Origin of the sequence: Streptomyces sp. ACA25 (assembly GCF_028200735.1) — a bacterium.
GTDB lineage: Bacteria > Actinomycetota > Actinomycetes > Streptomycetales > Streptomycetaceae > Streptomyces.
In genome coordinates, this window is sequence record NZ_JAQKPV010000016.1 from 75,736 (window position 1) to 101,887 (window position 26,152).

Here is a 26,152-nt window from a genome sequence, read left to right on the forward strand (position 1 = left end):
CGCGGAAGATCGGGAACGCCCCCGCATCCGCCCGAATGGGTTGAAATTTTCGGCTGAATACCGAAGCTTTCGTCCTACGGAGGGTGCCCGTGTCACTTCGGAGAGGTGCGCGGATGCGTGGAGAACACAGTCCGGGGCGCAATGCTGCCGCGAGGCATCCGGGCCGAAACCTTTCGGTTAAACTCCCGTCCATGGCAGCTAAGAGGCGGGTGACGATCGCCCTCATCGCCGAGGAGGCCGGGGTTTCCATCCCGACGGTCTCCAAGGTCATCAACGGTCGTCCCGAAGTGGCTCTCGAAACCCGGCGACGGGTCGAGCAGATGCTGCACAAACACAACTACCAGCGGCGGGTCAGCCAGGACGACGAGCCGGCCGGCCTGATCGATCTCGTGTTCGCGGAGATCGAGAGCCCGTGGGCCATGGAGCTCATCCGCGGCGCGGAGAGCGCTGCCCACGACGCGGGGGCCAGCGTCGTCATCTCCGTGCTGCACACGCACGCCGGCCCCGGCCGGGACTGGCTGGAGCGGATCGCGGCCCGGCGCACCGACGGGGTGGTGATCGTGGCCTCCCGGTTGTCGGGTGCCGTGCAGGCCCAGCTCGCCGCACGGTCGCTCCCCTTCGTGGTGGTGGATCCCGAGGGTGAGCCGGCGGCCGGGGTGGTCTCGGTGGGCGCGACGAACTGGAACGGCGGCCTGGCCGCCACCCGCCACCTGCTGGAGCTCGGTCACCGGCGGATCGGCATGGTGAGCGGACCGGCGGACATGCTCTGCAGCCAGGCCCGCATCGACGGCTACCGCGCGGCCCTGGAGACCACGGGCCTGGTGGTGGCTCCCGAGCTCATCCGCCGCGGCACCTTCCTGGTGGACTCCGGGCACGACCACGGCCACGCCCTGCTGTCCCTGGACGACCCGCCGACCGCCATCTTCGCGGGCAGCGATCTGCAGGCGTTCGGCGTGTTCGAAGCGGCCCGGCAGCGCGGCCTGCGGGTACCGGAGGATCTCAGCGTGGTGGGCTTCGACGATCTGCCGCTGTCCCGCTCCGCCTGGCCGCCGCTGACCACCGTCCGCCAGCCCCTGGTGGAGATGGCCGCGCTCGCCACCCGCACCGTGCTGGCCCTGGGCCGGGGTGAGATGCCCGGGACCAGCCGGGTCGAACTGGCCACCGAGCTCGTCGTCCGGGACAGCACCGCCGCGCCGCGCGGCTGACCGCTTCCGCCCGCTCGGCGGGGAGGCCGTGCGGGCGGAAGCGGAGGCGAAAAGGGAAAGCTAGACGCCCGCGAGGTCCAGTTCCCCGGCGAAGTGGCAGGCCGACCTGCGGGTGCCGGAGATGTTCAGCAGCTCCGGTTCACCTCCCGGTACGGCACAGGTCTCCTTTCTGACGTAGTGGCAGCGGGTGTGGAAGGTGCAGCCCGGGGGCGGGGCGGCCGGATCGGGCAGGTCGTCGGAGAGACGCAGGCGCCGGCCCACGCCGCGCAGCCGGGGATCGGGGCGGGGCACGGCGGACAGCAGCGCCTCGGTGTAGGGGTGCCGGGGCCGTCCGTACAGCTCCTCGGTCTCCGCGATCTCCACGATCCTGCCGAGGTACATGACAGCGACCCGGTCGCAGATGTTCTCCACCACCGACAGGTCGTGCGAAATGAACAGATAGGTCAGGTCAAGCTCCCCCTGCAGGTCGCGCAGCAGGTTGAGGATGGAGGCCCGTACCGATACGTCCAGGGCGGAGACCGGTTCGTCGGCGACGACCAGGCGGGGCCGCATGATCAGCGCCCGGGCGATGTTCACCCGCTGCCGTTCGCCTCCCGAGAAGGCGTGCGGATACCGGCGCATGTAGCCCGGGGGCAGGCCGACCAGGTCAAGCATCTCGGCCACCCGGTGCTCCAGTTCGGAGCCCTGCGCCACCCGGTTGTTCCGCAGCGGGTCGCCGATGATGTCCAGCAGGGTCATCCGGGGGTTGAGCGAGGAGAAAGGGTCCTGGAAGACGAGCCGCACCTCCTGCTGGTAGGGGCGGAGGTCACGGGTGGACAGGGCTGCCAGGTCCACGGTGCGGCCTGCTGCGTCCCGGTAGTCGATCACTCCGGAGGTCGGTGTCAGGGTGCGCACGATGCAGCGGCCCAGGGTGGTCTTCCCGCAGCCGGACTCGCCGACCAGTCCCAGGGTCTCCCCCGGCCGGATGGACAGGTCGACGCCGTCGACGGCCCGCACCCGGCCGACCGTGCGGCCGAACATGCCGCGTCTGATGGGGTACTGCATGCGCAGTCCGCGGACGTCCAGTACCGGTTGCTCAGCCACCGGATCCCACCTCTCTCTCGTCCGGCCCGTCGTGGGGCATGTCGTGGCCGGTGTCCTGGCCCGCCAGCAGCCCTTCCCGGGCCTGTTCCTCCGGGAGGTCTGCCCCGGGGCCGTGGCTGCCGTGCAGTACGCACCGCACGGTGCGGCCTTCCCCGAAGGCCACTTCCGGTGGCTCGGACACGTCGCACACCCCGGCGACGGAGCTGTCGCACCGCGGGCTGAAGGGACAGCCGGCGGTCCGCTCCGAGGGGTGCGGGACGCGGCCCCGGATCTGGTGCAGGCGCTGCCCCCGGCCGTGCCCCATGGCGGGTACGGAGGCCAGCAGCGCCTGCGTGTAGGGATGCTTGGGGTCGTGGAAGATCTCGTCGACGCTGCCCCGTTCGACCACCGTCCCCAGGTACATCACCACCACCTCGTCGGCGATCTCGGCGACCACCCCCAGGTCATGGGTGATGAACACGACCGACATCCCGGTGCTCTCCTGCAGGCCGGAGAGGAGGTCGAGGATGCGCGCCTGGATCGTCACGTCCAGAGCCGTGGTCGGCTCATCGGCGATCAGCAGGTCGGGGCCGCAGGCGAGCGCGATGGCGATCATCACGCGCTGGCACATACCGCCGGACAGCTGGAAGGAGTAGGAGTCGATGCGCTGCTCCGGCTGGGGGATTCCCACCTTGCGGAGCATCGCGAGCGCGTGCTCGCGTGCCTCGGCCTTGCTGACCGGCATGTGCAGCCTGATGGTCTCCATCAGCTGGTCACCGACGGTGTACATCGGTGAGAGCGACGCCATCGGCTCCTGGAAGACCATGGAGATCTCCGCCCCGCGGATCCGGCGGACGGCCTCGCCGTGCGGTGCGAGCTTCGCCAGGTCCACCGGCTCCGCGCGCCCTCCGCCCCGCCACAGGACGGAGCCCCCGACGACCTCCCCGGGCCGGTCCACCAGCCCGAGGACCGAGCGGGCGGTGACGCTCTTGCCGCAGCCCGACTCGCCGACCACACAGACCGTGCGGCCGGCGCGCACGGTCAGGTCCACGCCGTCCACCGCCTTGACGACTCCGTCGTTGGTGGTGAAGTGCGTGCGCAGGCCGGATACTTCGAGGAGCGGCGGGCCGCCGCTCTCCCTCACCTGTTCTTCGTGGGAGGTGTCCCGCATGTCCGGTACCTCAGCTCCTCATGTCCGATAGGGGTCGGCGGCGTCGCGCAGTCCGTCGCCGACGAAGTTGAGCGCCAGCACCACGACCACCACGAGCGCACCGGGCAGCAGCAGCCAGGGGGCCTGGTCGATGACCCGGACCGACGTGGCGTCGTTCAGCAGGACACCCAGGCTGACCACCGGTGGCCGCATGCCGAGGCCCAGCCAGCTCAGGGCGGTCTCCGCCAGAATGACGCCGGGGATGGACAGGGTCAGCGCCGCGATCAGATGGCTGGTGAACGACGGAAGCATGTGCCGGAACATCACCCGTTTCCGGCTCGCTCCGTCCAGCCAGGCCGAGGTGACGAAGTCCTCCTGGCGCAGCATGAGGAAGCGTCCGCGCACTTCTCTGGCGAGACTGGTCCAGGCGAGGAGGGAGAGGATCACACTGATCAGGAAGTATCTCTTGACGGGCCCGATGTCCACCGGGATCGCGGCCGTCATGCCCAGCCAGAGGGGCAGGGTCGGCACCGCCATCACGAACTCGACGAACCGCTGGATGAGCGTGTCCACCCTGCCGCTGAAGTAGCCGGAGATGCCGCCCAGCACGACGCCGAGCATGAACGCGAACGCCACCCCGACCAGCCCCACCGACAGGGAGACCCGGGTGGCATGGATCAGCCGGGACAGCTGGTCCCGCCCGACCCGGTCGGAGCCCAGGAGGTACATCGGCGCGTCGGGGTCGCTCGGGCCGATCAGATGACGCTCACTGGGGATGACCCCGAGCAGCTTGTAGGGCTCCCCCTTGGCGAAGAAGGTCAGCGGGATCTTGTCGTCCCGGTTCTCTTCGTAGCGGATCCGGAGGTCCTCGTCCTGCTCGAAGGAGTACCCGTAGACGTAGAGCCCGTCGGAGACACTGAAGCGCGGTGTCTGCGGGGGTGCGTAGGTGTACTCGGAGTTCAGCCGCCCGGTGCTGAAGGGAGCCAGGAACTCGGCGAAGACCACGACCAGGATGAACAGCAGGGTCGCCGCCGCGCCGGCCATGGCCAGCTTGTGCCTGCGGAAGCTCCGCCAGACCAGCCGGGTCTGGGAGGCGGATGCCTGCCCGCTGCCGGCCTCCGCGCTGTCCGGCTCACCGGACGCGGGCAGTTGGACCTGGGTCACGGTGTCTCCCCCGTCTTGCACCGGGTGGTGCGCTCGCTGGTCGTCACGTGGCGTTCCCTCCCTGGTTCAGGCGCACCCTCGGGTCGGTCCAGGCGAGCAGGAGGTCGGACACCAGCGTGCCGAGCACGGTCAGCACACTGATCACCATGATCAACGAGCCGGCCAGGTACATGTCCTGCTGCCGCAGGGCGTTGAGCAGCAGCGGCCCGATGGTGGGCAGGCCGAGGAGCTGGCCGACGATGATGTCGCCCGCGAAGAGCCCTGGCAGCACCCAGCCGACGGTCGAGATGAACGGGTTCATCGCCACCCGCAGCGGATACTTCACCAGCAGCCGGCGTTCGGGGACGCCGCGCGCCCTGGCCGCGACCACGTACGGCTTGCGCAGTTCGTCGAGCAGATTGGCGCGCAGGATGCGGATGAGGCCGGCCATGCCCGCGGTGCCCACGACCACGACCGGCAGCCAGAGGTGCTTGAGCGCGTCGATGAGCTTGCCCAGGTTCCATCCGGCGTCGCAGTACTCCGCGGAGCACAGCCCGGCGGGCACGTAGTCGAAGTACTTGAAGCCCAGGTACATGAAGACCAGTGCGAGCAGGAAGTTCGGGGTGGCGAGGCCCAGGAATCCGATGGTGGTCGCCACGTAGTCGCCGACGGAGTACTGCTTGACGGCGGCGTACATGCCGATGGGGAAGGCCAGCACCCACGTGAACAGCAGGGCGGCCGTCGCGAGCAGGACGGTGTCCGCCAGCCGCTCCCCGATCAGTTCGGTGACCGGACGGTTGTACTCGAAGGAGATGCCCAGGTCTCCCTGGAAGAGCATCCCGGAGAGCCAGTACCAGTACTGGACCCAGATCGGTTGGTCCAGTCCGTAGGCGGCGCGGTACTGGGCTATCTCCTCTGCCCCGACCTGCAGCCCCTGTTGCCGGCGGTAGGCCACCAGGGAGGTGACGAAGTCGCCGGGCGGCAGGTTGATGATCAGGAAGATGACCACGGACACCGCGAGGAGGGTGGGGATCGTGTAGAGGAGCCGCCGTGCCAGATAGCTCAGCAACGGCGGCCTCCCGTTGACGTGCGCGTTGTCATGTCAGCCTTCGAAGTACCACTGCTCGGGGGCTGCCGGAGCGGGCGTGTTGTAGGTCGGGGAATCAGGCAGCGGACCGCCGACGTTCTGCAGCCGGTTGCTGACGATGCCGTAGCTGCCGGGCACCCGGACGGTCCCGATGGCGTAGAACTGCTCCTTGGAGAGCGCGAGGATCTCGCGGAAGATCTCGTCCCTGGCATCCTCGTCGGGCTCGGACAGCAGCTCGTCGAAGAGCGCCATCTGCCGGCGAGGAACCTCCGGCGGCTCCTCGGTGTCGGCGTCGGGTCCCTGGCCGCGGGTGCGGTACCAGTTCGCCCAGTGCCGGGCGAAGTCGGAACCGGCGTTCGTGGAGTGCGGGAAGTACCACAGCGGCGAGGAGATCTCGTCGCCCCGGCCGCCGTCCCCCGTCCAGACGCTGGCGTCCTGCTTGTTGTCGCCCAGCCGTACCTCGAAGTTCTCCCGGGGCATGGGGTTCACGGTGGTCTGGATGCCGACCGCCTCCCAGTACCGGGCGACCTGTTCCATGCCCTGCACCCAGACGGTGACCAGGGCGTCCTCGGCAACATCGACGGTGATGGAGATCCGTTGGCCGTCGGGGCGCAGCCGGTAGCCGTCGCTGTCCCTGCTGTCGTAGCCCAGGGAGTCCAGGAGGTCTTCGGCCAGCTCGGGGTCGTGCTCCGTGTACTGCTCGGCGAACTCCTGGTCGTAGAACCTCGACTCCGGTGTGGGTGCCACCTGGTACGGCTCCCCCTGGCGCTGCCAGACCGCGTTGATGAGCTCCTGACGGTCGATGGCGTGCGACAGGGCGACCCGGAAGTCCTTCTGCTGGTAGACCTCGCGGACGGCCTCGTCCGCGTGGTTGAGGTTGAGGGCGATGGCCATCTCGTTGCTGTACGTCGACTCGAACTCGATGAAGCGGTAGTCGCCCTTCTCCCGCGACTCCGCCAGTACCGGGCGGTTCTCCAGGCTGTTGAAGTGCCTGCTGTGGAAATCGAAGTCGCCGTTCTGGGCCCGCAGGAGCATGGTTTCCGGGTCGGGGACCACCTCGTAGCGGACATCGTCCAGGTACGGGAGCTGGGAGCCCTCGGGGTCGGTCTTGAAGTAGTAGGGATTGCGCTCGAACCGGGCGACGCTGCCCCGGTCCAGCGGGTCGGTGCAGATCCACGCCTTCAGGCTGGGCAGGTCGGGGTTGGTCCACAGCACCCCCCAGTCGTTGCCCAGGGAGTTGAAGTACTCCTCCCAGGTGTTGAAGCCCGCCGCCTGCGCCTTGCTGCCGGCGTCCTCGGCGAAGTCGGCGTGGAACTGCTCCAGGTAGTGCCGGGGGTAGGCCACCAGCCGGTCACCGTCCACGGTGCGGGCCATGTTGGGGAGGAACAGGGCGTTCGGCCCGGTGAAGCGGATGAGGAAAGTGTGCTCGTCGACGATCTCGAGCTCCGCCGGGTCCTCCCCGCGGGCCAGGGTCTCGGGATGGCCCTGGACCAAGTCCCGGTTGAGGGTGACGTGCTGGTAACCGAACTCGACGTCCGCGGTGGTCAGCGGCTCTCCGTCGGACCACCGCATGCCGGGGCGCAGGGCGATGGTGTACTCGCTGGCGTCGTCGTTGGGCGTGATCGACTCCGCCACGTTGGGTATCTGGGTGGTCCAGTCCCTGCTCCAGCGCATCAGCGGCTCGTACCCGATGGTCCGGTGCAGCCACGGCCCGTCCGCACCGCCCGTGACCGCGGAGCGCCAGGTGCCTCCATAGGCGCCCATGCCCTCCGTCGGCTCCAGGACCAGCGGGTCCGCCGGAAGCCGTTCCTCGACCGGGGGCAGCGTGCCCGCCTTCACCCGCTCGGCCAGCATCGGGGCTTCCTTGCCCTTCGCCCCTCCGCCGCCGCCTTCGGACGTCTGGTCCGGATCGGTGGACAGCAGACTGCACCCGCTCGCCGAAGTCGTCACGAGCGCCAGGAAGGCGCTGTTGCGGAGCAGGACTCTTCGTGTCATTCCACCTGATGTGTCGGTCATCCTGGTGACCCCTCTCGCCTGGTCAGGTAGCGCCTGCCGAAGTGCTGAAAGTTTCGAAGAAACACCAACAATTTCGGTCCGGGGTAAGCTACGACGGCGCGTATAGCGGGTCAACCCCTGCGTCACGAGAGAGTTTCTGAGCCCTTGTGGCGCCCTGGCGGCACCGCGACAACCGCAACAGGCAACCAACCTGACAGGGCAGCACCCGACGGCCGCTCACACTGTGCGATGCGCAGCCGATTTGTACCGGACCGGACCTTCGCTCCCTGACACTCACTGACGTCCGGCCGGTGCCCCCATGACAGGAAGCGCTTACCCACCTGTTGACGCGGACCCCTGAAGGGGCCTAGGTTGCAGTTCGAAAATTATCGACGATTTTCCGTAAGACTTTCAGGGCGGTGCCGTGTGACCAGAATCGACCTCGGGCACGAGAGTCTCCAGTCGATCGACGGCTTCGGATTCTGCGAGGCATTCCAGCGGGCGCGCCTCATGCGCGGACTCCCGGAAGGGCCCCGCCGTGAAGTTCTCGATCTCCTGATGAGCCGTGACAAGGGCGTGGGATTCAGCATGCTGCGGCTGGGAATCGGGTCCTCACCCGACTACTCGGACGACCACATGAAATCCCATCAGCCGGAGAATCCGGGCGGCCCCGACGCCCCTCCCGCCTACCGGTGGGACGGCGACGACGGGGGGCAACTGTGGCTGGCCCACGAGGCCCGGGCTTACGGGATCGAGCGGTTCTATGCCAACGCATGGTCCGCCCCGGGCTACATGAAGGACAACGGGAGCGACGCCGACGGCGGCTCGCTGCTCCCGGAGTGGCGTGAGGCATACGCCCGATACCTGCTGGCCTATGCCGACCACTACCGGAGGGCGGGGATTCCGGTCACCGACCTGGCCTTCACGAACGAACCGGACCTGACGATCTCCTACGCGTCCATGCGCTTCACCCCGGCCGAGGCGGCCGACTACGTCACGGTGATCGGTCCGCACGCCCGGAGCAAGGGACTGCGGCTGGTGGCCTGCGACTCCTACGGCTGGTCCGGAGCCCAGGAGTACACCCGGGCCATCGAAGCCCATGCGGTGGCCCGTGAACTGGTGGACGTGCATGCCGGCCACCCCTACGCCACCCCCGTCCGGGGACCGCTCCCGACGTCCCGGCCCACCTGGATGTCGGAGTGGTCCCCGGACGGCGAGACATGGAACGAGAGCTGGGACGACGGCAGCGGCTACGACGGTTTCGCGGTCGCCGAGCAGATCCACGACTCGTTCACGCTCGGCGAGGTGAACGGCTACTTCTACTGGTTCGGCGCCTCGGTCGGCCCGACCAGGGCACCGATACGCATCGAGGGCGACACCTACCGGGTGTCGCGGCGGCTGTGGGCGCTGGCCTCCTACAGCCGGCACGTCCGCCCCGGTGCCGTGCGGACCGCCGCCTCCAGCGACCATCCCGCGCTGAAGGTCACCGCCTTCCGCAACGCCGACGGCAGCCGGACGGTCGTCGTGCTCAACTCCGCCACCGAATCGGTGACCGCCACGCTCCCGTTCGAGGGGCAGGCGTACGTCACCGACGAGGAGCGCGCCATGACGCCCGGTCAGGCAGTGCGGGACCAGGCCGGGTTCGCTCCACGCTCGCTCACCACCCTGGTGTCGCCGCCCTAGGCCACCGCCCCGGCCCATGGGCGCGCGGCCCGCCGCCCGCTCCCGCCCACAGCACCGCAACCGCCCCCCGAAAAGGAGCATCCCTTTATGATCCGTGTCGCCGTCGTCGGCACCGGAGGCATCGCCGGAATCTGCCACCTGCCCGCCCTGGCCGCCGAAGCGCACCGGGCGCAGGTGGTGGCCGCGGTCGACGTGGACGCCGACCGGCTCGAAGCGTTCTGCTCCGAGCACGGCGTCCCCGCCTCCTACACCGACCTGGAGGAGATGCTGCGCATCGAGCAGCCCGACCTGGTGCATGTCTGCACCCCCCCGTTCCTGCACGCCGAACAGGTGATCACCTGCCTGCGGGCCGGTGCGTGGGTGTGGTGCGAGAAGCCCCTGTGCCTGTCGCTGGCCGAGTACGACGCCATCGCCGCGGCTGAGGGCGAGGGCGGACCGTACGCCTCGGTGGTCTTCCAGCACCGTTTCGGCTCCGGTGCCCGGCACTTGCGGGAGCTCGTGGACAAGGGTGCCCTGGGCCGCGCTCTGGTGGCCCTGTGTCACACCATGTGGTACCGGCCGCCGGAGTACTTCGAGGTGCCCTGGCGGGGGCGCTGGGACACCGAGGGCGGCGGCCCGGCGATGGGCCACGGCATCCACCAGATCGACCTCCTGCTGTCGGTGCTGGGCGAATGGGACGAGATCCGGGCGATGGCCGGCCGCCTGGACCGGGATGTCGAGGCCGAAGACGTTTCCATGGCGATGGTCCGCTTCGCCGACGGAGCCATGGCGGCGGTCGTCAACAGCCTGCTCTCCCCCCGGGAGGAGAGCTACCTGCGGTTCGACTTCGCCGACACGACCGTGGAGCTGTCCCACCTGTACGGCTACCGCAACGCCGACTGGACCTCGTCCTCCCCGCTCTGGCAGCCCGGGGAGGACGTCCCGAGCTCGCACGCCGCCCAGCTCGGCGCCCTGCTGGACGCCTACGAGCGGGGTGAGCGGCCGCCGGTCAGCGGGACGGAGGCCCGCCGCCCCCTTGAGCTGATCACCGGCCTGTACGCCGCCGCGCTGACCGGACAGCCCGTCCGGCGCTCCGAGCTGACCTCCGAGCACCCCTTCCACGACCGCATGAACGGAGGCCTCACGCTGTGAAGGACACCGGTACCGAACTGATCGCCGACATCGACGGGGTGGAGGTGATGCGCTACGTCTACCGGCCCGACACACCGGTTTTCGAAGCCCCGAAGCCGTACATCCACCCGCTGCGCACGCTGCGCGGGGACGTTGTCAGCGCCTACCGCCCGCACGACCACCCCTGGCACAAGGGCGTGCAGATGACGGCGCCCTGGGTCTCGGGCCAGAACTTCTGGGGCGGCGGCACGTACGTCGATCCCACCCAGGAGTACGTGGATCTGCCCAACAACGGGACGATGCGGCACGAGGAATGGCTCTCACCCGGCGTCGAGCGGCTCACCTGGTGGACGCAGGGCGGCGAGCACTGGATCGATGAGACCCGCACGCTCACCGTGGAGCCCGGTGACGGCTGGTGGACTCTCGGCTTCCGCAGTTCCCTGCGGAACGTGCGCGGCGAGGAACTGGAGTTCGGCAGCCCCACCACCAACGGGCGGGACATGGCCGGCTACGCGGGCTTCTTCTGGCGCGGGCCGCGTTCCTTCACCGGCGGCACCGTGCTGGCCTCGGACCAGCAGGGCGGCCCGGAGATGATGGGACGCACCGCGTCGTGGCTGGCCTTCACCGGCAAGCACGACGAGGTCGACGGCTCCGCCACCCTCCTGTTCCGGCCCGCCGCCGGCAGTTCCCCCGACGGCTGGTTCGTGCGCAGCGAGCCCTTCGCCGCGGTCAACCCCTCGCTGGCGTTCTTCACACCGGTGCGGCTGGCCCCCGGGGAGACCCTGGAGCGGAGCTACCGGCTCGTCGTCGCGGACGGCGCCTGGGACCGTGCACGCCTGGAGGCGCACATCGCGAACCACCCCTGAGCCACCGGCCGCCGCCGGGGGTTCACTTCTTGTCCCCCGGCGGCCCCCCACGGCCGGTGCCCGCCCTTCGGGCGCCCGCCCGGCACATGACCGCCACCTGCCGGTCCTGCCTGTCGGTGCGGGCTCCTGAGGGGCGGGAACGACTCGGGTCGCCGGGTACATCACCTCCGGCGGCCCGAGCCCCTCTCCGCGAAGCGTTCGGATCCCGTTCGGGCGTGGGGCTCGTCCGTCCCTCCCATGGCCGCGCTGCTGCCTGCCCGCTCAGGTGTGCCGTCGCCCCGGGATACCCACCGACAGACGGGCAAGACCGGTGGTCACCCCGCATCCGGACCGGTGAAGGCCCCCGGGCACCACGTTTGACCAGCGGCGGATGAGGGACCCATAGCGCATGCTGCTGCTGAGACCACCGGGCGTGTACGCACCCCAGGGTGACACCTCCCTTCTGAGTGACGCCCTCGCCGAGACCGGGGTGGCCCCTGGCGCACGCGTGCTGGACCTGTGCACCGGCAGCGGTGCGCTGGCCCTGGAGGCGCTGCGGATGGGTGCGCACGAGGTACGGGCCTACGACACCTCCCCCTGGGCGGTGCTCACCACCCGCTGCAACGCCTTCCTGCGCCGGGTGCCCCTCAGTACCCGCCGGGGCGGCGTCGACGAGGCGCTGGGCCGGTCCTTCGACGTGGTGCTGGCCAACCCGCCCTATGTCCCCTCCCCCGATCCTGAGCTGCCCCGCCGTGGCAGGGCGCGGGCCTGGGACGCCGGACCGGACGGACGGGCGGTGCTCGACCCGCTCTGCGACCGCGCGCGACTGCTGCTGGCCCCGGGCGGCACCATGCTCCTGGTGCACTCCGCGATGTGCGGAACGGAGGCCACCCTGGACCGGCTGCGCCGCCAGGGCCTGGAGGCGTCGGTGGCCCAGCGGCGCCTCCAGCCGTTCGGCCCGGTGCTCCGCGGGCGGGCGGACTGGCTGGAGGCCCAGGGTCTGATCGACCCGGGGCAGCGCACCGAGGAACTGGTGGTGGTCCGCGGTGACCGGTCCGGGTGAGGAGCGGGCCGGACGTCCCACCCCGGCCGGGGACGCCGCCCGCGAGGACGGCCCTGCGGCCGGAGGCGAAGCCCGCCGCGTCGTGCTGGAGCCCGGGGGCCCGGTTCTCGTGCAGGGCCCCGTGGAGGTGCTGATGGAGGACGGCCGGACGGTCCGCTCGGAACGGTTCATGGTCGCGCTCTGCACCTGCCGCCGCAGCCGCCTTCACCCGTGGTGCGACACCAGCCACCGGCGCCGCACCCGGCAGACCGGGGCGCCGGGCGACGGGACCAGCGGCACGGCGGACGCCCCGCCCGGGGGGACGGTCAGCGACCGGCCGCCGGCCCGCTGAGCGGGCGGCGCAGGCTGCTTCCGCCCTGCTGCCAGGCGTGCATCAGCCGGTCGGCCAGCCGGGCCTCGAGCAGCTCGGTGGCCTGGATCCCGAACACCACGTCGGGGGCGAGGCCGGGTTCGCGACGGAGCAGATCACCGAGCACCTCATGACGCATCACCTGCTCGTGCACGGCATCCGCCTCGATGTGCTCGGTGTAGAAGAACACGCACTGCGGCGGCGCCTCCAGCCGCTCCAGCGCCTTCGCCATGCGCCGGGCGCTGGGGGCGGTGGTGATTTCGGCCGCGGCGAAGTGGCCGACGAGCGCGCCGCGCAGTGAGCGGTGCAGCCCGCACAGGGACATGAGGTTCACCAGCGACAGCGCCGGAGCCGGAACGATGTCCAGATAGGTCAGATACTCCGGGTCGAGTCCCGCTCCGGAGAGCAGGTCGGCGAACAGGCGGGAGTGTGCCCGTTCGGCCCGGCCGCCGCCGAACTCGTCGAACTCCACCGCCACCAGGGCAGCCTTGGCCTGCCCGCTCAGTCGCGGTATCACCCATGCGTGCGGGTCGGCCTCCTTGAGGTGGTACACGGAACGGTGCGCCAGGTACTCGCGCATCTCCCACCACGTGCCCCCCTCGGCCAGATGGTGCGAGGGGCCACCGCCGTCCACCGGCTCGGTGAGCAGCTGCCCGAGTTCGGCGGTCACGTCGTCCCCCCCGGGCACGTCCCCGCGCAGGGCCTCCAGGAAGCGGCGTTCCATGCCGGCCCGCAGCCGCAGCAGCCCGAGGTCCCACTCCCATTCCGGATCGACGTCGCGAAAACCCTGGTAGTGCAGCTCGTAGCAGGTGTAGAGGGCCAGCTGGAGATCCTCGCCGTAGGGGTCGGCGCCCTCCGCCGTTTCCGGCGGGAGGGCGGTGGCGGACAGCTCACCGGCGAGCACCGAGCACACCGCCGCGCTCAGCGGTCCCCTGGGCTCCGGAAGCGTGGCGGCCCCCGGGGGGCCCGGTGCGGTGGACGCGGCAGTCACGGCTGTCATGCGCTGTTCCTCCTGTGAGCGGCGAGCGGCTGACCGGGCGGCGCGGCCGGGAGGGCGCCGGCCGCGCCGCCCGGATCGGTCTGGCGGATGAGGTGCTTCACCACCGCGCACGGCCCGCCGCGGCGCCACCATTCCCGCTGACGCTCGGCCCCGGTCCCGGTGCGGGCGACGGTGCCGAGCAACCCGTGCACCGTGCGGGTGTCCCCGGTCTCCTCCAGCGCGTCGGCCACATGGCTGAGCAGCAGGCGCAGCAGCCTCCGGGCGGGCATCCGCACGTGCGTCAGCGGGTCCACCCCCACGCCGGTGAGACCGTCCCGGGCCGCCGTCCAGACCGCCGCGGCGGCCACCTGACCGTCCAGGGGCGGCGCTTCCCGGCCGGCGGCGAGCTCGGTGAGCGCGGTGCGCACCAGGGCCCGTGCGAGCGCTGCCTGGAGCACCGCCTCCCCCACGGTGCCCACGGAGTCCGCGGCGCGGAACTCGACGGTCGGCAGGTGCGGGGAGGGCCGGGCGTGCCAGAAGGACATCGCCGGGTCGGTGATCACCCCGGATGCCTGCAGACTGTCCACCGTGGCGTCGTAGGCCGCAGCGGAGGCGAAGTGCGGGGGGATGCCCGATCCCGGGAAGCGGGCCTGCTCCAGTGTCCGCCAGCTGCCGTAGCCGGAGTCACGGCCCCGGTGGAAGGGCGAGTTGACGGAGAGGGCGAGGAGCGTCGGGAGCCAGCGGCCGAGCTGGTTGACCACCGCCACGGCGGTCTCCCGGTCCGGTACCCCGACGTGGACGTGACAGCCGCACATCTGGTACTCGGCCATCGCGCCGCCGTAGAGCGCGGTGATCGCCGCGAATCGCTCCTCGTCACTGACGGCCGGAAGGCCGGCGGTGTCCGCGGGGCCGCCGCTCGCCACCAGGGCGAGGCCCTCGGCCCCAGCGGCAGCCGCGGCCCGTGTCCGGGCAGCGGTCAGCTGGGCCTCGAGCTCGTCCAGCGTGGTGCACACACCGGTCGCGGTCTCCAGCTGGGTGCTGAACAGCTCGCTCTGGAACCGGCCGGTGCCGGCGGGCCCGGCCTGTTCGCGGGCCCGGCGCAGCACGGCGGTGGCGCCGGGTGCGGGCAGCCCGCTGCGGGGGTGGAGGAGGAGGAACTCCTCCTCCACCCCCATCGTCAGTCCTGACGTGGCGGTTCCGGGCGCCGGCCGTGCGTCACTGAACACAGCGGCCGGGGTACCCCCGCGGCGGATGCCGAAACGGTACGGCCGGGTGCCCGCCGGGGCCGGTGGTGCGCCGGGCAGCCGGGGCCCGCACCGGGACGTTCCGTAGAGTTCGGGCATGGACCTGTCCGCCCTTGTTTCCGACGCCCGGATGCTGATGCGCCGTGGGGAGCGCGTGGTCCTCGGGCTGGCCGGGCCTCCCGGAGCGGGCAAGTCCACGCTGGCCCGCGCTCTCGTCGACGCACTCGACGGCCTGGCCGCGTACGTGCCCCTGGACGGTTTCCACCTCTCCAACGTCCAGCTCGACCGGCTGGGTCTGCGGGCCCGGAAGGGAGCCGAAGCGACCTTCGACGTCCGGGGGTACGCCGCGCTGCTGGTCCGGCTCACGAGTGAGCCGGGCCGGGAGGTCTACGTACCGGACTTCGACCGCGGCCTCGACGAACCCGTCGCCGCCCGGCATCACGTCGCCCCGGCTGTCCGGCTGGTGGTCACCGAGGGGAACTATCTGGCTCTCGACGCCCCCGGCTGGCGGGAGGCCCGCTCGCTGATGGCCGAGGTCTGGTACGTGGACGCACCCGAGGACCTCCGGGACGCCCGGCTGCTCGCCCGGCACACGGGCACCGGCCTCGGCCCGGCTGCGGCCCGGGCCCGGGCGGAGATGAACGACCGTCCCAACGCCGCGCTGGTGGCCGCCAGCCGTTCCCGCTGCGACCGGGTCCTGGCCGCAGGGCTGTGACCCGCCCGGGTCGCTGCGGCGGACGGCCCGACGGCCCACGGGCGTCCGGGAGAAGGCGGCGGGGGCGCCGAGTCGGCTCCCGGGGGCGCGGGCCCGGGGACGGCGGCGGAGAAGGCCCCGGCCAGGACGGGGGAGACCTGACCGGGGCCGGTACGGGGAGGACGGGCAGCTCCCGGCCGGGCACCCCGGGCACAGCCCGGAGTCACAGCTCGCTCACCGCCTGCTCCGACTCTCTCAACGGGCCCCTGGAGCGCCGGGTTCCGCAGCAGGGCTGAGACCTGTGTCACAGCGAGCGGGAACGGCGGAGAGTTCTCCTCCGCTCCCGCCCGGGCAGGCGCGGGTCCTCTCCGGGGCAGAAGTGGCCACGAAAGAGCAGAAAGGGCACCTGGGCGGGCCTACCCGTGCACATGGGTACGGACTGGCACAGTGGTGATCACAGAGCTGGTGGGCGACGGTCACCGGCTCAGCCGGTGACGAGAGCGAGGGTCCGGTCACATGGTTGCGGTCCACGGAGCACCATGCTGGGTCAACCTGATGACGCGCGACCTGGACGCGACGCAGCACTTCTACGGTTCCGTACTGGGCTGGTCCTTCCGCCCGGGTTCGCTCGGCCCGGAATTCTCGGTGGCGATGCTCGACGGGGCGCCGGTGGCCGGCCTGGGAGCCCTTGCCCACAGGCTGGGGCAGCCGGTGTCCTGGACGCCCTACTTCTACGTCGACAGCGCGGACCTGGCAGCGTCCCGGCTGCAGGAACGCGGGGGAACGCTCGCGGTGGGCCCGCTGAAGTTCGGCCCCGGTCGGGCGGTGCTCGCCGCCGACCTGACCGGTGCCGTGTTCGGCCTCTGGGAAGGAGCCGAGACCCCGGGCTGGAAGATCGGACGGGCCAGCGCGCCGGCCTGGCTGGAGCTGCACACCGCCGATCCCTTCACCGCGGCGGTGTTCTACGGAGGGCTGCTGGGCTGGGCCTCCGGTGAGCCCGGGGCCTGTGACGTCTCCTACGAGAACGACGAGATCCTCGTCCGCTCGGAGTCGTCCATCGTCGCGGGACTGCGCGGTCCCCGGCCCGGCGACGTGCCGGGGGCAGGGGACGTGGGGCAGCCGTTCTGGCAGGTGTACTTCCGGGTGTCCGACACCGATGCCATCGCCGGATCGGCGACCGGGGCGGGCGGGCGGGTGATCGCGCCGCCGGACGACACCTGGCTGGGCAGGGTCGCTGAACTGCAGGACCCCTTCGGAGCCCGCTTCACCGTGGTGGCGGACATCCCCTGACCCGCTCGGGGCCGCATGTCTCCTCCCGACCGCCGGGGGGCGTGCTCCCCGGCCGGCCGGTCAGCCGACGGGCCAGAGCCGGTCCACGAAGGGGTTGCGGAACTTCCCGCCCGGGTCCTGTTCGCGCAGCAGGCGCGCGAAGTCGGCGGCCCGCTCGTACCCGGCGGTCACCCGTTCCGGCTCCACCGTGGTCAGCTTTCCCCAGTGCGGGCGCGCTCCGAGCACCATCAGCTCCTCCTCCATCGCCGCGATCACCGGGAGCACCGCGGCCGGGTCCCTGGCCCAGGTGAAGTGCAGGGCGACGGAGTCCCTGCCGTATCCGGGGCTCAGCCACAGATCGTCGGCGGCGACAGTGCGCACTTCGGACACCTGCAGGACGGGAGCCATGCGGGCGCTCATCCGTCGCAGGACGGCGAAGGCCGCGGGTGCGGCTGAGCGGGGAAGCAGCAGCTCGGACTGGAGCTCCTCGCCACGGCTGGGGGTGAAGCCCGGCCGGAAGTGCGGCAGGCGTTCGTGCCAGGGGCCCGGAACACCGAGCTGTTCGGTGCAGTACGCGGGCGGCATGCCGGGCACCGGGTGGTGCGGCCGGTCGGCGGCCCGGGCTCCCAGCCACGACTCCCCGGGCTGCGCGAAGGAGTGGCGGTCCCGGTCGGTGCGGTGCTTCCGCCACACGACGCCCTCGTGCTGCCAGTCGGTGAACAGGCTCACGCTGTAGGCGGCGCTGAACACCTGGTCGAAGTGCTCGGCCGCCCGGTCCAGCAGGAGACCGGTCCAGACCAGCTGAGCCACCTCGAACGCCGACTCGATGTCCAGGGTCATACCGACAACGGCGCCGAGCGCGCCGAGCGCGACCACCGAGCCGCTCAGCAGCTCGGGATCGGCGTCCCGGCTCACCTCGTGGAGGTCCCCCTCGGGGCCGACCAGCTGCATCGCCCGGACCGCGGCGGCCAGCCCGCGCTGGGTGTCACCGGAGCCGTGGGTCCCGGTGGCGCAGGCACCCGCCACAGAGATGTGCGGCAGGGACGCCAGATTTGCCAGTGCGTAGCCTGCGGCGTGCAGCGGCTCGGCGACCTCGGCGTAGCGCATGCCGGCGGCGACGGTCACCGTGGCGCGTGTCGCGTCGATCTCCACCCTCTTGGGCAGGCCGTCCAGCCGGATCAGGTCCCCGGCGGTGTCGGCTATCCGGTTGAACGAGTGGCCGGTGCCCAGCACCCGGACCCGTGCGGCGGCGGACACTGTCCGCTGCACCTCGGCGACCGAGGCCGGAGCGTGCACACGGGCGGGTCCGAAGGCGATGTTGCCGGCCCAGTTCGTCGGGGCCCCGGTGGAGAGCATCTGTGGTCCTGATCTGCGGAGGGTTCCGGGCGCACGCGGGACACGTTCCGCCCCGGGCCGTGGTGAAGCGTCCCGGACAGTCTGCCTGACCGGAACGCCGTCCCGGACGACAGGCCGGTGGGAGGTCCGGCTCAGCGTCCTGGCTCGCCCCCGGCGCCGCCGTCCGGCGCACCGGACGGCGGCCCGGGGTTGCCCCCTCCCGGAGAACCGGTAGCCGCTCCCGGGTTTCCCTGCGCAGCGGAGCCCTGCGCAGCGGAGCCCTGCGCAGCGGAGCCCTGCGCAGCGGAGCCCTGCGACGCAGCGGTGCCCTGCGCAGCGGAGCCCTGCGCGGCCCCACCCCCAGCGGCCCGACCCCCAGCGGCCCCACCCTGCGCGGCCCCACCCTGCGCGGCGGGAACGCCCGCCGGGATGGACGACGCCCCCTGAGCGGGCCGGCCCTGCGCAGCGGTTTCCGGACCGGACACCCCCTGCGCAGCAGTCCCCTGAGCATTGCCCTGCCCGGCGTCCTGCTGTATCGGAGCCGGGGCCTCGGGACGCCCTTCGGCCTGCTCGGGAAGCGTCCCGCTCCCCGCCTGTTCGGGTGGTTCCGGTGCCCTGCCGGAATCGGAGCTCCCGGCAGGGGGACAGTCCTCCGCAGCCCGCTCCGCCGAGGCCTCCGCGGGGAACGGAGGACAGTCCGAGCGGCGGTCCCCCCGGCCCTGGGGTATCTCCTCCTCCGGGTGCGCCCCGGGCCCCTCCCGCTGCGCCTCCTCGGCGTTCTCCCCGGACGGAAGCCCGGACGGGTGGCTGTCGGTGGTCTCGACGACGGTGTCCCTGCGGTCCCCCGGGACGCCGCGCTCGAGAGTCGATTGGGAGCCGTTGACCGCCACCCCGGCCGCCAGGGCCAAGGTGGCGGTGACGGCCAGCTTGCCGAACACGCCGCCGGACGCTGCGGCCGCCCCCGCCCCGGCCGCCCCCGCGATCGCCGCGCCGGCCGGGGCGGCCTCGGCCGCGACCGCGCCGGTGCCGACGAGGTACCCTCCGCTCGCCCCGGCTCCCCCGGCCTTCGCCGCTCCCGTCAGGTAGGGGGCGGCGAACCAGCCCAGGAAGGCCACCGGCAACAGGTCCCGCAGACGCGCGTTGACGTCCACCAGTTCCAGGTGGGCGGCCCGGCAGTGTTCACACTCCCCCAAGTGTCGTCGCAGCAGGCGGAATCCGCGCAAACGCGGGGTCTTACGGGTGTACTCCCCCAACTGCCCGGCGTAACCCCGGCATTCCTCCTGATCCGTCAGACGCTCACTCACATGCGCCTGCAGGTAGGCCTGCCTGAGCCCTTCCCGGGCGCGATGGGCGAGCACCGCGGTGGCGTTGGAGCTCAGCCCGAGGAGGGGCGCGACCTTCCGGGGCGGCTCCCCTTCGATCACCACGTGCCACAGGACGGCCTGCCAGCGTTCCGGCAGGCTGTGATATGCCCGTACCACCATGGCGTTGTCTGCCTTGCGCATCGCCGACGCCTCGGACGGGGACTCGGCCGGGCCGGACGTCGGGTCCGCGGTTTCCGGGAAATCGTCCACCAGCTGCTCGCGCCGTCCGCCCGCTCCCCAGGCAGCGGCCACCCGGCGCACGGTCGTCAGCAGGTAGGCCCGCACGGACGCCTCCGGCCCACCACCTGAGCGGAGCCGCTGCAACGTGCGGGCGAACACCTCCGCGGTCAGGTCCTCCGCGGTCTGCGCGTCCCGGCAGCACAGCCGGGCGTAGCGCCGTACGGATTCCGCATGCCGCCGGTAGAGCTCCTCGAACCCGCTGTCGTCGCCGTCACGTGTGCGCGTGATCAGGGCGAGGTCGGACAACGGTTCCGCATTCTCCGTCACGAACACCTCCGGCTCCGCCTCCCGTACGGGCTTCCCCCGCGCTGCACCCGAAGCGACCGGGCGTCACCACGGTCCTCCCTGGTTCCCCCGCTCCCCGTCCGGCGTCCCCGTCCTCGTGCCGCGTTCACCGCTCGCCTCTCACCGATCCGTCACCCGGGCGGATCAGTCCGATACGCCCCACTCCATGCCCGGGCCCTTCGCCACGCACCGGAACGGCCCCGGCCCATGCACGGTACAGGGCCTGTCCTGGGCCCAACTGACCTTCTGCGCAGGCATCCTGTACGGCACTCGCTCCGGTCTACGCGGTCACCTGCCCATTGAACAGCCCTCTGCGACGCATTTCTTCCGGACCGATGGCAGAGGGCGCCCGCCAGCGACACGTTTGCGGCACATTTCCACCTCGACACGGCCCTCCCTCCGGTGGAATGTGCCCGATTCGCACGATCAGCGGGTGAGCTTTCGCCAGGGTGTCCGGGGGTACCCGTTGGCTTCCGGGTGAGGCTGCCCGGGAATCCGGACATGGGAGGAATCAGTGACGCACAGCGACGGTGACACCAAGGTGCGGACCGGCCCGGGGACCCGGCAGGGTCGCGATTCGTTGGCGCTGCTCCGTGTCTATCTCAACGACCACCTGTCCGGATCCACGACAGGTGTGGAGCTCGCGCGGCGCGTGGTCGCCACCCAGCGCCATCTGGAGGGCGGCAAGGAACTCGAGCAGATCGCCTCCGAGATCGCGGAGGACCGGGCCCATCTGCTGGACATCATGGAAGCTCTCGAGCTGCCGGCCAGGCGCACCAAGGTCTACGCGGGGTGGGCCGTGGAGAAGCTGAGCCGGCTGAAGTTCAACGGCCGGGTCATCGGACGTTCTCCTCTGAGTTCCGTGGTCGAGCTCGAGGCACTCAGGCTGGGGCTGGAGGGCAAGAGGTCGCTGTGGCGGATTCTGCGGCGGGTCGCGGCGCACGAGGAGCGGCTGGACCCCGAACGGATCGACTGGCTCCTGGACCGGGTGGACAGGCAGGCCGACACCGTGGACGCGCTGCGTACCGCACGCGCGATGCAGGTCTTCGCCCCGGGCTGACGGCGGAACGGGGCGGAGCGCCGGGGCGTCCCGGCCCGGCGTTCCGTGACATGCTCGGGCGCTTCCTTGCCGCACCCGGCGCGAAGCCGGGAGGCAGGAGCCACGCGTACGAGAGCGACAGGAACGGGGGCACGGCATGGCACGGCGGTCCAAGGGCGGCCACCCGGTGTTCGCCCGCCTCTACGCGCGGGTGGCCGGGCCGGCCCTGGAACGGGCGGGGGGCGACAAGCACCGCCGTCGGCTGCTGGCTGGGCTGTCCGGCACGGTGATCGAGGTGGGCGCCGGAAACGGCCTGAACTTTCCGCACTACCCGCCACAGGTGTCGCGGGTGGTGGCGGTCGAGCCGGAACCCCGGCTCCGCGCGCTCGCCGCGGTGGCCGCCCACCGCGTCGCGGTTCCGGTGACGGTGACGGGTGGGCTGGCCGAAGCGCTACCCGCTCCCGACGGCGCTTTCGACGCCGCGGTGGCCTGCCTGGTCCTGTGCTCGGTGACGGATCAGCGGGCCGCGCTCACCGAAATGCGCCGGGTCCTGCGGGCCGGCGGAGAGCTCCGGTTCTTCGAGCACGTGCAGGCGGGCACCCAGGGCAAGCGGCGGGTGCAGCGCTGCGTGGACGCGACGTTCTGGCCGCGGCTGTGCGGCGGCTGCCACACCGGCCGGGACACCACGGCTGCCGTCGACGCGGCCGGATTCGTCCTCAACGATCTCGACCGGTTCCGCTTCCCGGACAGCGGGCTGTTCCTTCCCGCCGCCGACCACGTGCTCGGCACGGCGGTTCGCCCCTGAGACCTGAGGTTCACGGGGAATCGCAGACCGGGCGGGAACGGCGGAGAGGTGCGCGAGAATGGGTTCCCGGACGGTCGTCGCCGAGGTGCCGCGCCGCGGGACGGCTCCCTCCTGGCTTCCGGCGGCTGCGCCGCAGCCGCGGTTCCGCTGCGCTGCCGCACTGTGACATGGTCGTGCGGCCGAGGGGGGATCGCAGCAGTACGAGGAGCAGGTGACCGGTTTGTGCAAGGTGTGGCAGGAGACAGCGGTGCGATGTGAGGGGGCGCGGTGAACGCGGCGGAGGAAGCGGCGCGGCGGCGTACGTTCGCCGTGATCAGTCACCCGGACGCGGGTAAGTCGACACTGACCGAGGCGCTGGCCCTGCACGCCCGGGCCATCACCTCGGCGGGGGCTGTGCACGGCAAAGGTGACCGGCGCGGAGTGGCGTCGGACTGGATGGAGATGGAGAAGACCCGCGGGATCTCGGTGACCTCCGCGGTGCTCCAGTTCACCTACCGGGACCTGGTGCTCAATCTGCTGGACACCCCCGGCCACGCCGACTTCTCGGAGGACACCTACCGGGTGCTGGCCGCGGTGGACTGCGCGGTGATGCTGATCGACGCGGCCAAGGGGCTGGAGGAGCAGACCCGCAAGCTGTTCGACGTGTGCCGGCACCGCGGCATCCCCGTGATCACCTTTATCAACAAGTGGGACCGGCCCGGCCGTGAGGCCCTGGAGCTGCTGGACGAGATCGAGCAGGAGTTCAGGCTCCTTCCCACCCCGGTGACCTGGCCGGTGGGCATCGCCAGCGACCTCCGCGGCCTGGTGGACGTCCGGGAGCCCGGCCGGATGCTGCGCTACACCCGCACGCCCGGGGGTGCGAAGGAAGCGATCGAGGAGGCCGTCACGGCCGACCGAGCCGCCGAGGAGGAGGGCGAGGACTGGCAGCGGGCCACGGACGAACTGGAGCTGCTGGGGGAAACCGGTGCCCGGCACGATCCCGAAACGTTCCTGGCGGGTGAGTCGACGCCGGTCTTCTTCGGTGCCGCGCTGTCCAACATCGGCGTGCGCCTGCTGCTGGACGCGGTGGTCGACCTCGCGCCGCCGCCCGGCCCCCGGGAGCAGTCCGACGGTGGCCACCGTCCGCTCGAGGCACCGTTCTCCGGCCTGGTTTTCAAGGTGCAGGCCAATATGGACCGGTCCCACCGGGACCGGATCGCGTTCGTGCGGGTGTGCTCGGGCATCTTCGAGCGCGGCATGACCGTGACCCGCGCCGCCAGCGGCCGGCCCTTCGCCACCAAGTACGCCCACAGCGTCTTCGGACAGGACCGCTCCTCGGTGGACACCGCCTATCCCGGAGATGTGGTGGGGCTGGTCAACGCGGCGGCCCTCCGGGTCGGCGACACCCTCTACGACGGGAAGCGGGTGGAGTTTCCGCCCATGCCGACGTTCGCCCCCGAGCACTTCGCGGTGGTGCGGCCGGTGGATATCGGAAAGACCAAACAGTTCCGGCGCGGCATCGCCCAGCTGGACGAGGAAGGCGTGGTGCAGGTGCTGGTCTCCGACATCCGCGGGGAACAGGCACCGGTACTCGCGGCGGTGGGGCCCATGCAGTTCGACGTGGTGAGCCACCGGATGGAATTCGAGTTCTCGGCTCCCGTGCGGCTGGAGTCGCTGGGCTACAGCGTGGCCAGGGCCACCGACGCGGCGGGGGGTGAGGCGCTGAACCGCTCCCGGCTGGTGCACGGCGAGTCGATGCTTCGGGTGAAGGACAAGGTGGTGCTGGCGCTCTTCCCCAGCCGCTGGCACATCAATTCCTTCGAGCGCGAGTTCCCCGATTCACCCCTCGAGCCGCTGATCGCCGCCCACGGCACCGGCTGAGAAACCTCCTGGGGCCCTGCCGGCACCGTGCCGGTGCCGGCAGGGCCCCGGCCGCAGCCGCCGTTATTCATCCCTCGCCGTCGAGCCTGCGGCGCAGGGTGGCAGCGAAGTCCTCAGCCGACCGCAGCTGCGCCCGCAGCTTCTCGCAGCGGGCCTCGGCAATCCGGTGGAAACCGCTCAGCTGCTCCCGGAGCTGCTCCTGCTCCTCCGTTCCGGCATCCTCCGCAGTGAGCCGGTCGGTGATCGCCAGCAACTCCCGCATTTCGTCCAGCGAGAAGTCCAGCGGCTTCATCCGGCGCACCACCATCAGGCGGTCGACGTCCGCATCGGTGTAGAGGCGGAATCCGCCCTTGCTCCGGGCCGATGGGCTGACCAGGCCCATCTCCTCGTAGTGCCGGATGGTGCGCAGTGACAGTCCGGTCCGCTCGGCGACCTGCCCGATCTGCATCTGCCGCTCGTCTGCCACTACAGGCACACCCCTTAGGTGTCAGGTCGTCTTCACATTTCTCAAGGTCAAGCGTATCCCGTGAGATGAATCACAGGCCGTGAGGCCAATTTTGCCTCGTATTCACAGAACAGGACCCTACCCACCTCTCACGTCAGGGTAGAGTTGGATCTCGGGTGAACCCGCAGCGCCCACCCCACGGGCCGCTGCGGAACCGACGCCCGCAGACTTCCGGGCAATGATGCCCGACTGACAGCCGCCGCAGGCTGTCCACCCCGTCACCGGCCGCCGTTGCACATCGGCGGCTCCTGCCGGGCCTCCTTTTCCTCGCACGTCGCGCACGACGCGCGCAGCCGTGCTGCGCGCCCGAACAGAGATCGGATGCATGTCCGCCGAAACCCCGACGGCCTCCCGGCCGCGTCTGCGTCTGTCCCGTCCTGACTGGCTGTCGCCGAAGGTCTTCCGTACCGAGGTCCTCGCGGGTCTGGTCGTGGCGCTGGCGCTGATTCCCGAGGCGATCTCCTTCTCCATCATCGCCGGCGTCGATCCCAGCGTCGGCCTGTTCGCCTCCTTCACCATGGCGGTCGTCATCTCCGTCGTCGGTGGGCGCAAGGCGATGATCTCCGCGGCCACCGGTGCCATAGCACTGGTCATCGCGCCCCTCAACCACCAGCACGGCCTGGGCTACCTGATCGGCGCCGTCATCCTGGGCGGCCTGATGCAGATCGCCATGGGCGCCATGGGCGCGGCGAAGCTGATGCGGTTCGTCCCGCGCAGCGTGATGGTCGGTTTCGTCAACGCGCTGGCCATCCTGATCTTCCTGGCCCAGGTGCCGGAACTGCAGAACGTCCCCGTCACCGTGTATCTGCTGGTGATCGCCGGTCTGGCGATGATGGTGTTCTTCCCCCGGATCACCAAGGCGGTGCCCGCCCCGCTGGTGTCGATCGTGATCCTCACCGTGATCACCATCGCCGCCGCCCTGGTGGTGCCCACCGTCGGCGACAAGGGCGAGCTGCCCTCGGCCCTGCCGGTGCCCGGCCTGCCCGATGTGCCCCTCACCATGGAGGCACTGGGCATCATCGCCCCCTACGCCTTCGCGTTCGCCCTGGTCGGGCTCATGGAATCGCTGATGACCGCCAAGCTCGTCGACGACATCACCGACACCCACTCCAACAAGACCCGCGAGTCCCTGGGCCAGGGCGTCGCCAACGTCGTCACCGGCTTCTTCGGCGGCATGGGCGGCTGCGCCATGATCGGCCAGACCATGATCAATGTGAAGACCTCCGGAGCCCGCACCAGGCTGTCGACCTTCCTGTCCGGGGTCTTCCTCATGGTGCTGTGCATCGCCTTCGGACCCGTGGTCTCCCAGATCCCGATGGCCGCCCTGGTCGCCGTGATGATCCTGGTCGCCTTCGCCACCTTCGACTGGCACTCGGTCAACCCCCGCACCCTGCAGCGGATGCCGATCAGCGAAACCGTGGTCATGACCGTGACCGTGGCCGTCACCGTCCTCTCCCACAACCTGGCCATCGGCGTCATCGCCGGCGTCATCACCGCCTGCATCGCCTTCGCCCGCCGCGTCGCCCACCTCGCGAACGTCTCCGGTGTCATCGACCCCGACGGCAACCAGGTCGTCTACTCCGTCACCGGCGAACTCTTCTTCGCCTCCTCCAACGACCTCGTCTATCAGTTCCACTACAAGGACGACCCCGACGACGTCATCATCGACCTCTCCAGCGCCCACATCTGGGACGCCTCCTCCGTCGCCGCCCTCGACGCCGTCGAAACCAAGTACGCCGCCCGCGGCAAACGCGTCACCATCATCGGCCTCAACACCCACAGCGCCGCCATCCGCGAACGACTCGGCGGCCAACTCACCAGCCAGTCAACTTGACCCGGCC

Annotated in this window: 22 protein-coding genes; 12 read left to right on the top strand and 10 right to left on the bottom strand. The window is 71.1% G+C overall.

Annotation, left to right across the window (positions count from 1 at the left end; translation table 11 throughout):
• Window positions 1-191 precede the first annotated feature (191 nt).
• Window positions 192-1,205 (top strand): LacI family DNA-binding transcriptional regulator, encoded by a 1,014-nt coding sequence (locus tag PJ985_RS21080; protein ID WP_271685454.1) that lies wholly within the window; start codon window positions 192-194, stop codon window positions 1,203-1,205.
• Window positions 1,206-1,265: 60 nt separating this feature from the next.
• Here the strand turns inward: PJ985_RS21080 and PJ985_RS21085 are convergent, their stop codons facing one another.
• From PJ985_RS21085 to PJ985_RS21105, 5 genes are read right to left on the bottom strand one after another with little or no spacing between them, the layout of a single operon-like run.
• Complete coding sequence (locus PJ985_RS21085; protein ID WP_271685455.1) at window positions 1,266-2,288, bottom strand: ABC transporter ATP-binding protein; 1,023 nt, start codon at window positions 2,286-2,288, stop codon at window positions 1,266-1,268.
• Window positions 2,281-3,438 (bottom strand): ABC transporter ATP-binding protein, encoded by a 1,158-nt coding sequence (locus PJ985_RS21090; RefSeq protein ID WP_271685456.1) that lies wholly within the window; start codon window positions 3,436-3,438, stop codon window positions 2,281-2,283. The genes PJ985_RS21085 and PJ985_RS21090 overlap by 8 nt, the downstream gene beginning before the upstream one ends.
• Before the next feature lie 18 nt (window positions 3,439-3,456).
• Window positions 3,457-4,581 (bottom strand): ABC transporter permease, encoded by a 1,125-nt coding sequence (locus PJ985_RS21095; RefSeq protein ID WP_271685457.1) that lies wholly within the window; start codon window positions 4,579-4,581, stop codon window positions 3,457-3,459.
• Between the two features lie 43 nt (window positions 4,582-4,624).
• Window positions 4,625-5,629: an ABC transporter permease gene (locus PJ985_RS21100; protein ID WP_271685458.1), complete on the bottom strand. Its 1,005-nt coding sequence runs from the start codon at window positions 5,627-5,629 to the stop codon at window positions 4,625-4,627.
• Between the two features lie 33 nt (window positions 5,630-5,662).
• The gene (locus tag PJ985_RS21105; RefSeq protein WP_271685459.1) at window positions 5,663-7,642 is read right to left on the bottom strand and encodes an ABC transporter substrate-binding protein; all 1,980 of its coding nucleotides are present in this window, start codon (window positions 7,640-7,642) and stop codon (window positions 5,663-5,665) included.
• Between the two features lie 426 nt (window positions 7,643-8,068).
• Here PJ985_RS21105 and PJ985_RS21110 point away from each other — a divergent pair, with 426 nt between their 5' ends.
• The 5 genes from PJ985_RS21110 (at window position 8,069) to PJ985_RS21130 (ending at window position 12,674) form a co-directional block, all read left to right on the top strand.
• Window positions 8,069-9,325 (top strand): glycoside hydrolase family 30 protein, encoded by a 1,257-nt coding sequence (locus PJ985_RS21110; RefSeq protein WP_271685460.1) that lies wholly within the window; start codon window positions 8,069-8,071, stop codon window positions 9,323-9,325.
• An 87-nt stretch (window positions 9,326-9,412) separates the two neighbouring features.
• Complete coding sequence (locus PJ985_RS21115) at window positions 9,413-10,456, top strand: Gfo/Idh/MocA family protein (RefSeq protein WP_271685461.1); 1,044 nt, start codon at window positions 9,413-9,415, stop codon at window positions 10,454-10,456.
• On the top strand, window positions 10,453-11,301 hold the full coding sequence (locus PJ985_RS21120; RefSeq protein WP_271685462.1) for a PmoA family protein: 849 nt from the start codon (window positions 10,453-10,455) through the stop codon (window positions 11,299-11,301). The genes PJ985_RS21115 and PJ985_RS21120 overlap by 4 nt, the downstream gene beginning before the upstream one ends.
• Window positions 11,302-11,689: 388 nt before the next feature.
• Window positions 11,690-12,343 (top strand): HemK2/MTQ2 family protein methyltransferase, encoded by a 654-nt coding sequence (locus PJ985_RS21125; RefSeq protein ID WP_271685463.1) that lies wholly within the window; start codon window positions 11,690-11,692, stop codon window positions 12,341-12,343.
• Entirely contained in the window at window positions 12,327-12,674 is a 348-nt protein-coding gene (locus tag PJ985_RS21130; RefSeq protein WP_443033551.1) for a CDGSH iron-sulfur domain-containing protein, read from the top strand. Before PJ985_RS21125 ends, PJ985_RS21130 begins: the two co-directional genes overlap by 17 nt.
• On the opposite strand, the gene PJ985_RS21135 is transcribed toward PJ985_RS21130, so the two are convergent.
• The gene (locus PJ985_RS21135) at window positions 12,649-13,692 is read right to left on the bottom strand and encodes an iron-containing redox enzyme family protein (RefSeq protein ID WP_271685464.1); all 1,044 of its coding nucleotides are present in this window, start codon (window positions 13,690-13,692) and stop codon (window positions 12,649-12,651) included. The genes PJ985_RS21130 and PJ985_RS21135 overlap by 26 nt on opposite strands.
• Window positions 13,689-14,897 (bottom strand): carboxylate-amine ligase, encoded by a 1,209-nt coding sequence (locus tag PJ985_RS21140; RefSeq protein WP_271685465.1) that lies wholly within the window; start codon window positions 14,895-14,897, stop codon window positions 13,689-13,691. The genes PJ985_RS21135 and PJ985_RS21140 overlap by 4 nt, the downstream gene beginning before the upstream one ends.
• A gap of 115 nt (window positions 14,898-15,012) precedes the next feature.
• Here PJ985_RS21140 and PJ985_RS21145 point away from each other — a divergent pair, with 115 nt between their 5' ends.
• Both PJ985_RS21145 and PJ985_RS21150 read left to right on the top strand, forming a co-directional pair.
• Entirely contained in the window at window positions 15,013-15,630 is a 618-nt protein-coding gene (locus PJ985_RS21145) for a nucleoside/nucleotide kinase family protein (RefSeq protein WP_271685466.1), read from the top strand.
• A gap of 534 nt (window positions 15,631-16,164) precedes the next feature.
• Entirely contained in the window at window positions 16,165-16,899 is a 735-nt protein-coding gene (locus PJ985_RS21150) for a VOC family protein (protein WP_271685467.1), read from the top strand.
• Between the two features lie 60 nt (window positions 16,900-16,959).
• Here PJ985_RS21150 and PJ985_RS21155 read toward each other — a convergent pair whose 3' ends face one another.
• Window positions 16,960-18,234 (bottom strand): FAD-binding protein, encoded by a 1,275-nt coding sequence (locus PJ985_RS21155; RefSeq protein ID WP_271685468.1) that lies wholly within the window; start codon window positions 18,232-18,234, stop codon window positions 16,960-16,962.
• Window positions 18,235-18,365: 131 nt separating this feature from the next.
• Window positions 18,366-20,084 (bottom strand): sigma-70 family RNA polymerase sigma factor, encoded by a 1,719-nt coding sequence (locus PJ985_RS21160; protein WP_271685469.1) that lies wholly within the window; start codon window positions 20,082-20,084, stop codon window positions 18,366-18,368.
• Between the two features lie 532 nt (window positions 20,085-20,616).
• On the opposite strand from PJ985_RS21160, the gene PJ985_RS21165 reads away from it, so the two are divergent.
• From PJ985_RS21165 to PJ985_RS21175, 3 genes are all read left to right on the top strand, one after another.
• Window positions 20,617-21,162, top strand: a complete 546-nt coding sequence (locus tag PJ985_RS21165; protein ID WP_271685470.1) for a hypothetical protein — start codon at window positions 20,617-20,619, stop codon at window positions 21,160-21,162.
• Between the two features lie 136 nt (window positions 21,163-21,298).
• Entirely contained in the window at window positions 21,299-21,946 is a 648-nt protein-coding gene (locus PJ985_RS21170) for a class I SAM-dependent methyltransferase (RefSeq protein WP_271685471.1), read from the top strand.
• A gap of 267 nt (window positions 21,947-22,213) precedes the next feature.
• Complete coding sequence (locus tag PJ985_RS21175; protein ID WP_271685472.1) at window positions 22,214-23,806, top strand: peptide chain release factor 3; 1,593 nt, start codon at window positions 22,214-22,216, stop codon at window positions 23,804-23,806.
• A gap of 67 nt (window positions 23,807-23,873) precedes the next feature.
• Here PJ985_RS21175 and PJ985_RS21180 read toward each other — a convergent pair whose 3' ends face one another.
• A complete protein-coding gene (locus PJ985_RS21180; RefSeq protein ID WP_271685478.1) occupies window positions 23,874-24,254 on the bottom strand; it encodes a MerR family transcriptional regulator in 381 nt (126 codons plus the stop codon).
• 382 nt (window positions 24,255-24,636) lie between these two features.
• Between PJ985_RS21180 and PJ985_RS21185 the strand changes: the two genes are divergently transcribed.
• Window positions 24,637-26,145 (top strand): SulP family inorganic anion transporter, encoded by a 1,509-nt coding sequence (locus tag PJ985_RS21185; RefSeq protein ID WP_271685473.1) that lies wholly within the window; start codon window positions 24,637-24,639, stop codon window positions 26,143-26,145.
• Window positions 26,146-26,152: the final 7 nt, after the last annotated feature.

Excerpts from the sequence above, each read along its gene's own strand:
- PJ985_RS21080 (WP_271685454.1), top strand. The coding sequence starts at position 192 with ATGGCAGCTAAGAGGCGGGTGACGATCGCCCTCATCGCCGAGGAGGCC.
- PJ985_RS21090 (WP_271685456.1), bottom strand. The coding sequence starts at position 3,438 with ATGCGGGACACCTCCCACGAAGAACAGGTGAGGGAGAGCGGCGGCCCG.
- PJ985_RS21105 (WP_271685459.1), bottom strand. The coding sequence starts at position 7,642 with ATGACACGAAGAGTCCTGCTCCGCAACAGCGCCTTCCTGGCGCTCGTG.
- PJ985_RS21115 (WP_271685461.1), top strand. The coding sequence starts at position 9,413 with ATGATCCGTGTCGCCGTCGTCGGCACCGGAGGCATCGCCGGAATCTGC.
- PJ985_RS21125 (WP_271685463.1), top strand. The coding sequence starts at position 11,690 with ATGCTGCTGCTGAGACCACCGGGCGTGTACGCACCCCAGGGTGACACC.
- PJ985_RS21135 (WP_271685464.1), bottom strand. The coding sequence starts at position 13,692 with ATGACAGCCGTGACTGCCGCGTCCACCGCACCGGGCCCCCCGGGGGCC.
- PJ985_RS21145 (WP_271685466.1), top strand. The coding sequence starts at position 15,013 with ATGGACCTGTCCGCCCTTGTTTCCGACGCCCGGATGCTGATGCGCCGT.
- PJ985_RS21150 (WP_271685467.1), top strand. The coding sequence starts at position 16,165 with ATGACGCGCGACCTGGACGCGACGCAGCACTTCTACGGTTCCGTACTG.
- PJ985_RS21155 (WP_271685468.1), bottom strand. The coding sequence starts at position 18,234 with ATGCTCTCCACCGGGGCCCCGACGAACTGGGCCGGCAACATCGCCTTC.
- PJ985_RS21170 (WP_271685471.1), top strand. The coding sequence starts at position 21,299 with ATGGCACGGCGGTCCAAGGGCGGCCACCCGGTGTTCGCCCGCCTCTAC.
- PJ985_RS21180 (WP_271685478.1), bottom strand. The coding sequence starts at position 24,254 with ATGCAGATCGGGCAGGTCGCCGAGCGGACCGGACTGTCACTGCGCACC.
- PJ985_RS21185 (WP_271685473.1), top strand. The coding sequence starts at position 24,637 with ATGTCCGCCGAAACCCCGACGGCCTCCCGGCCGCGTCTGCGTCTGTCC.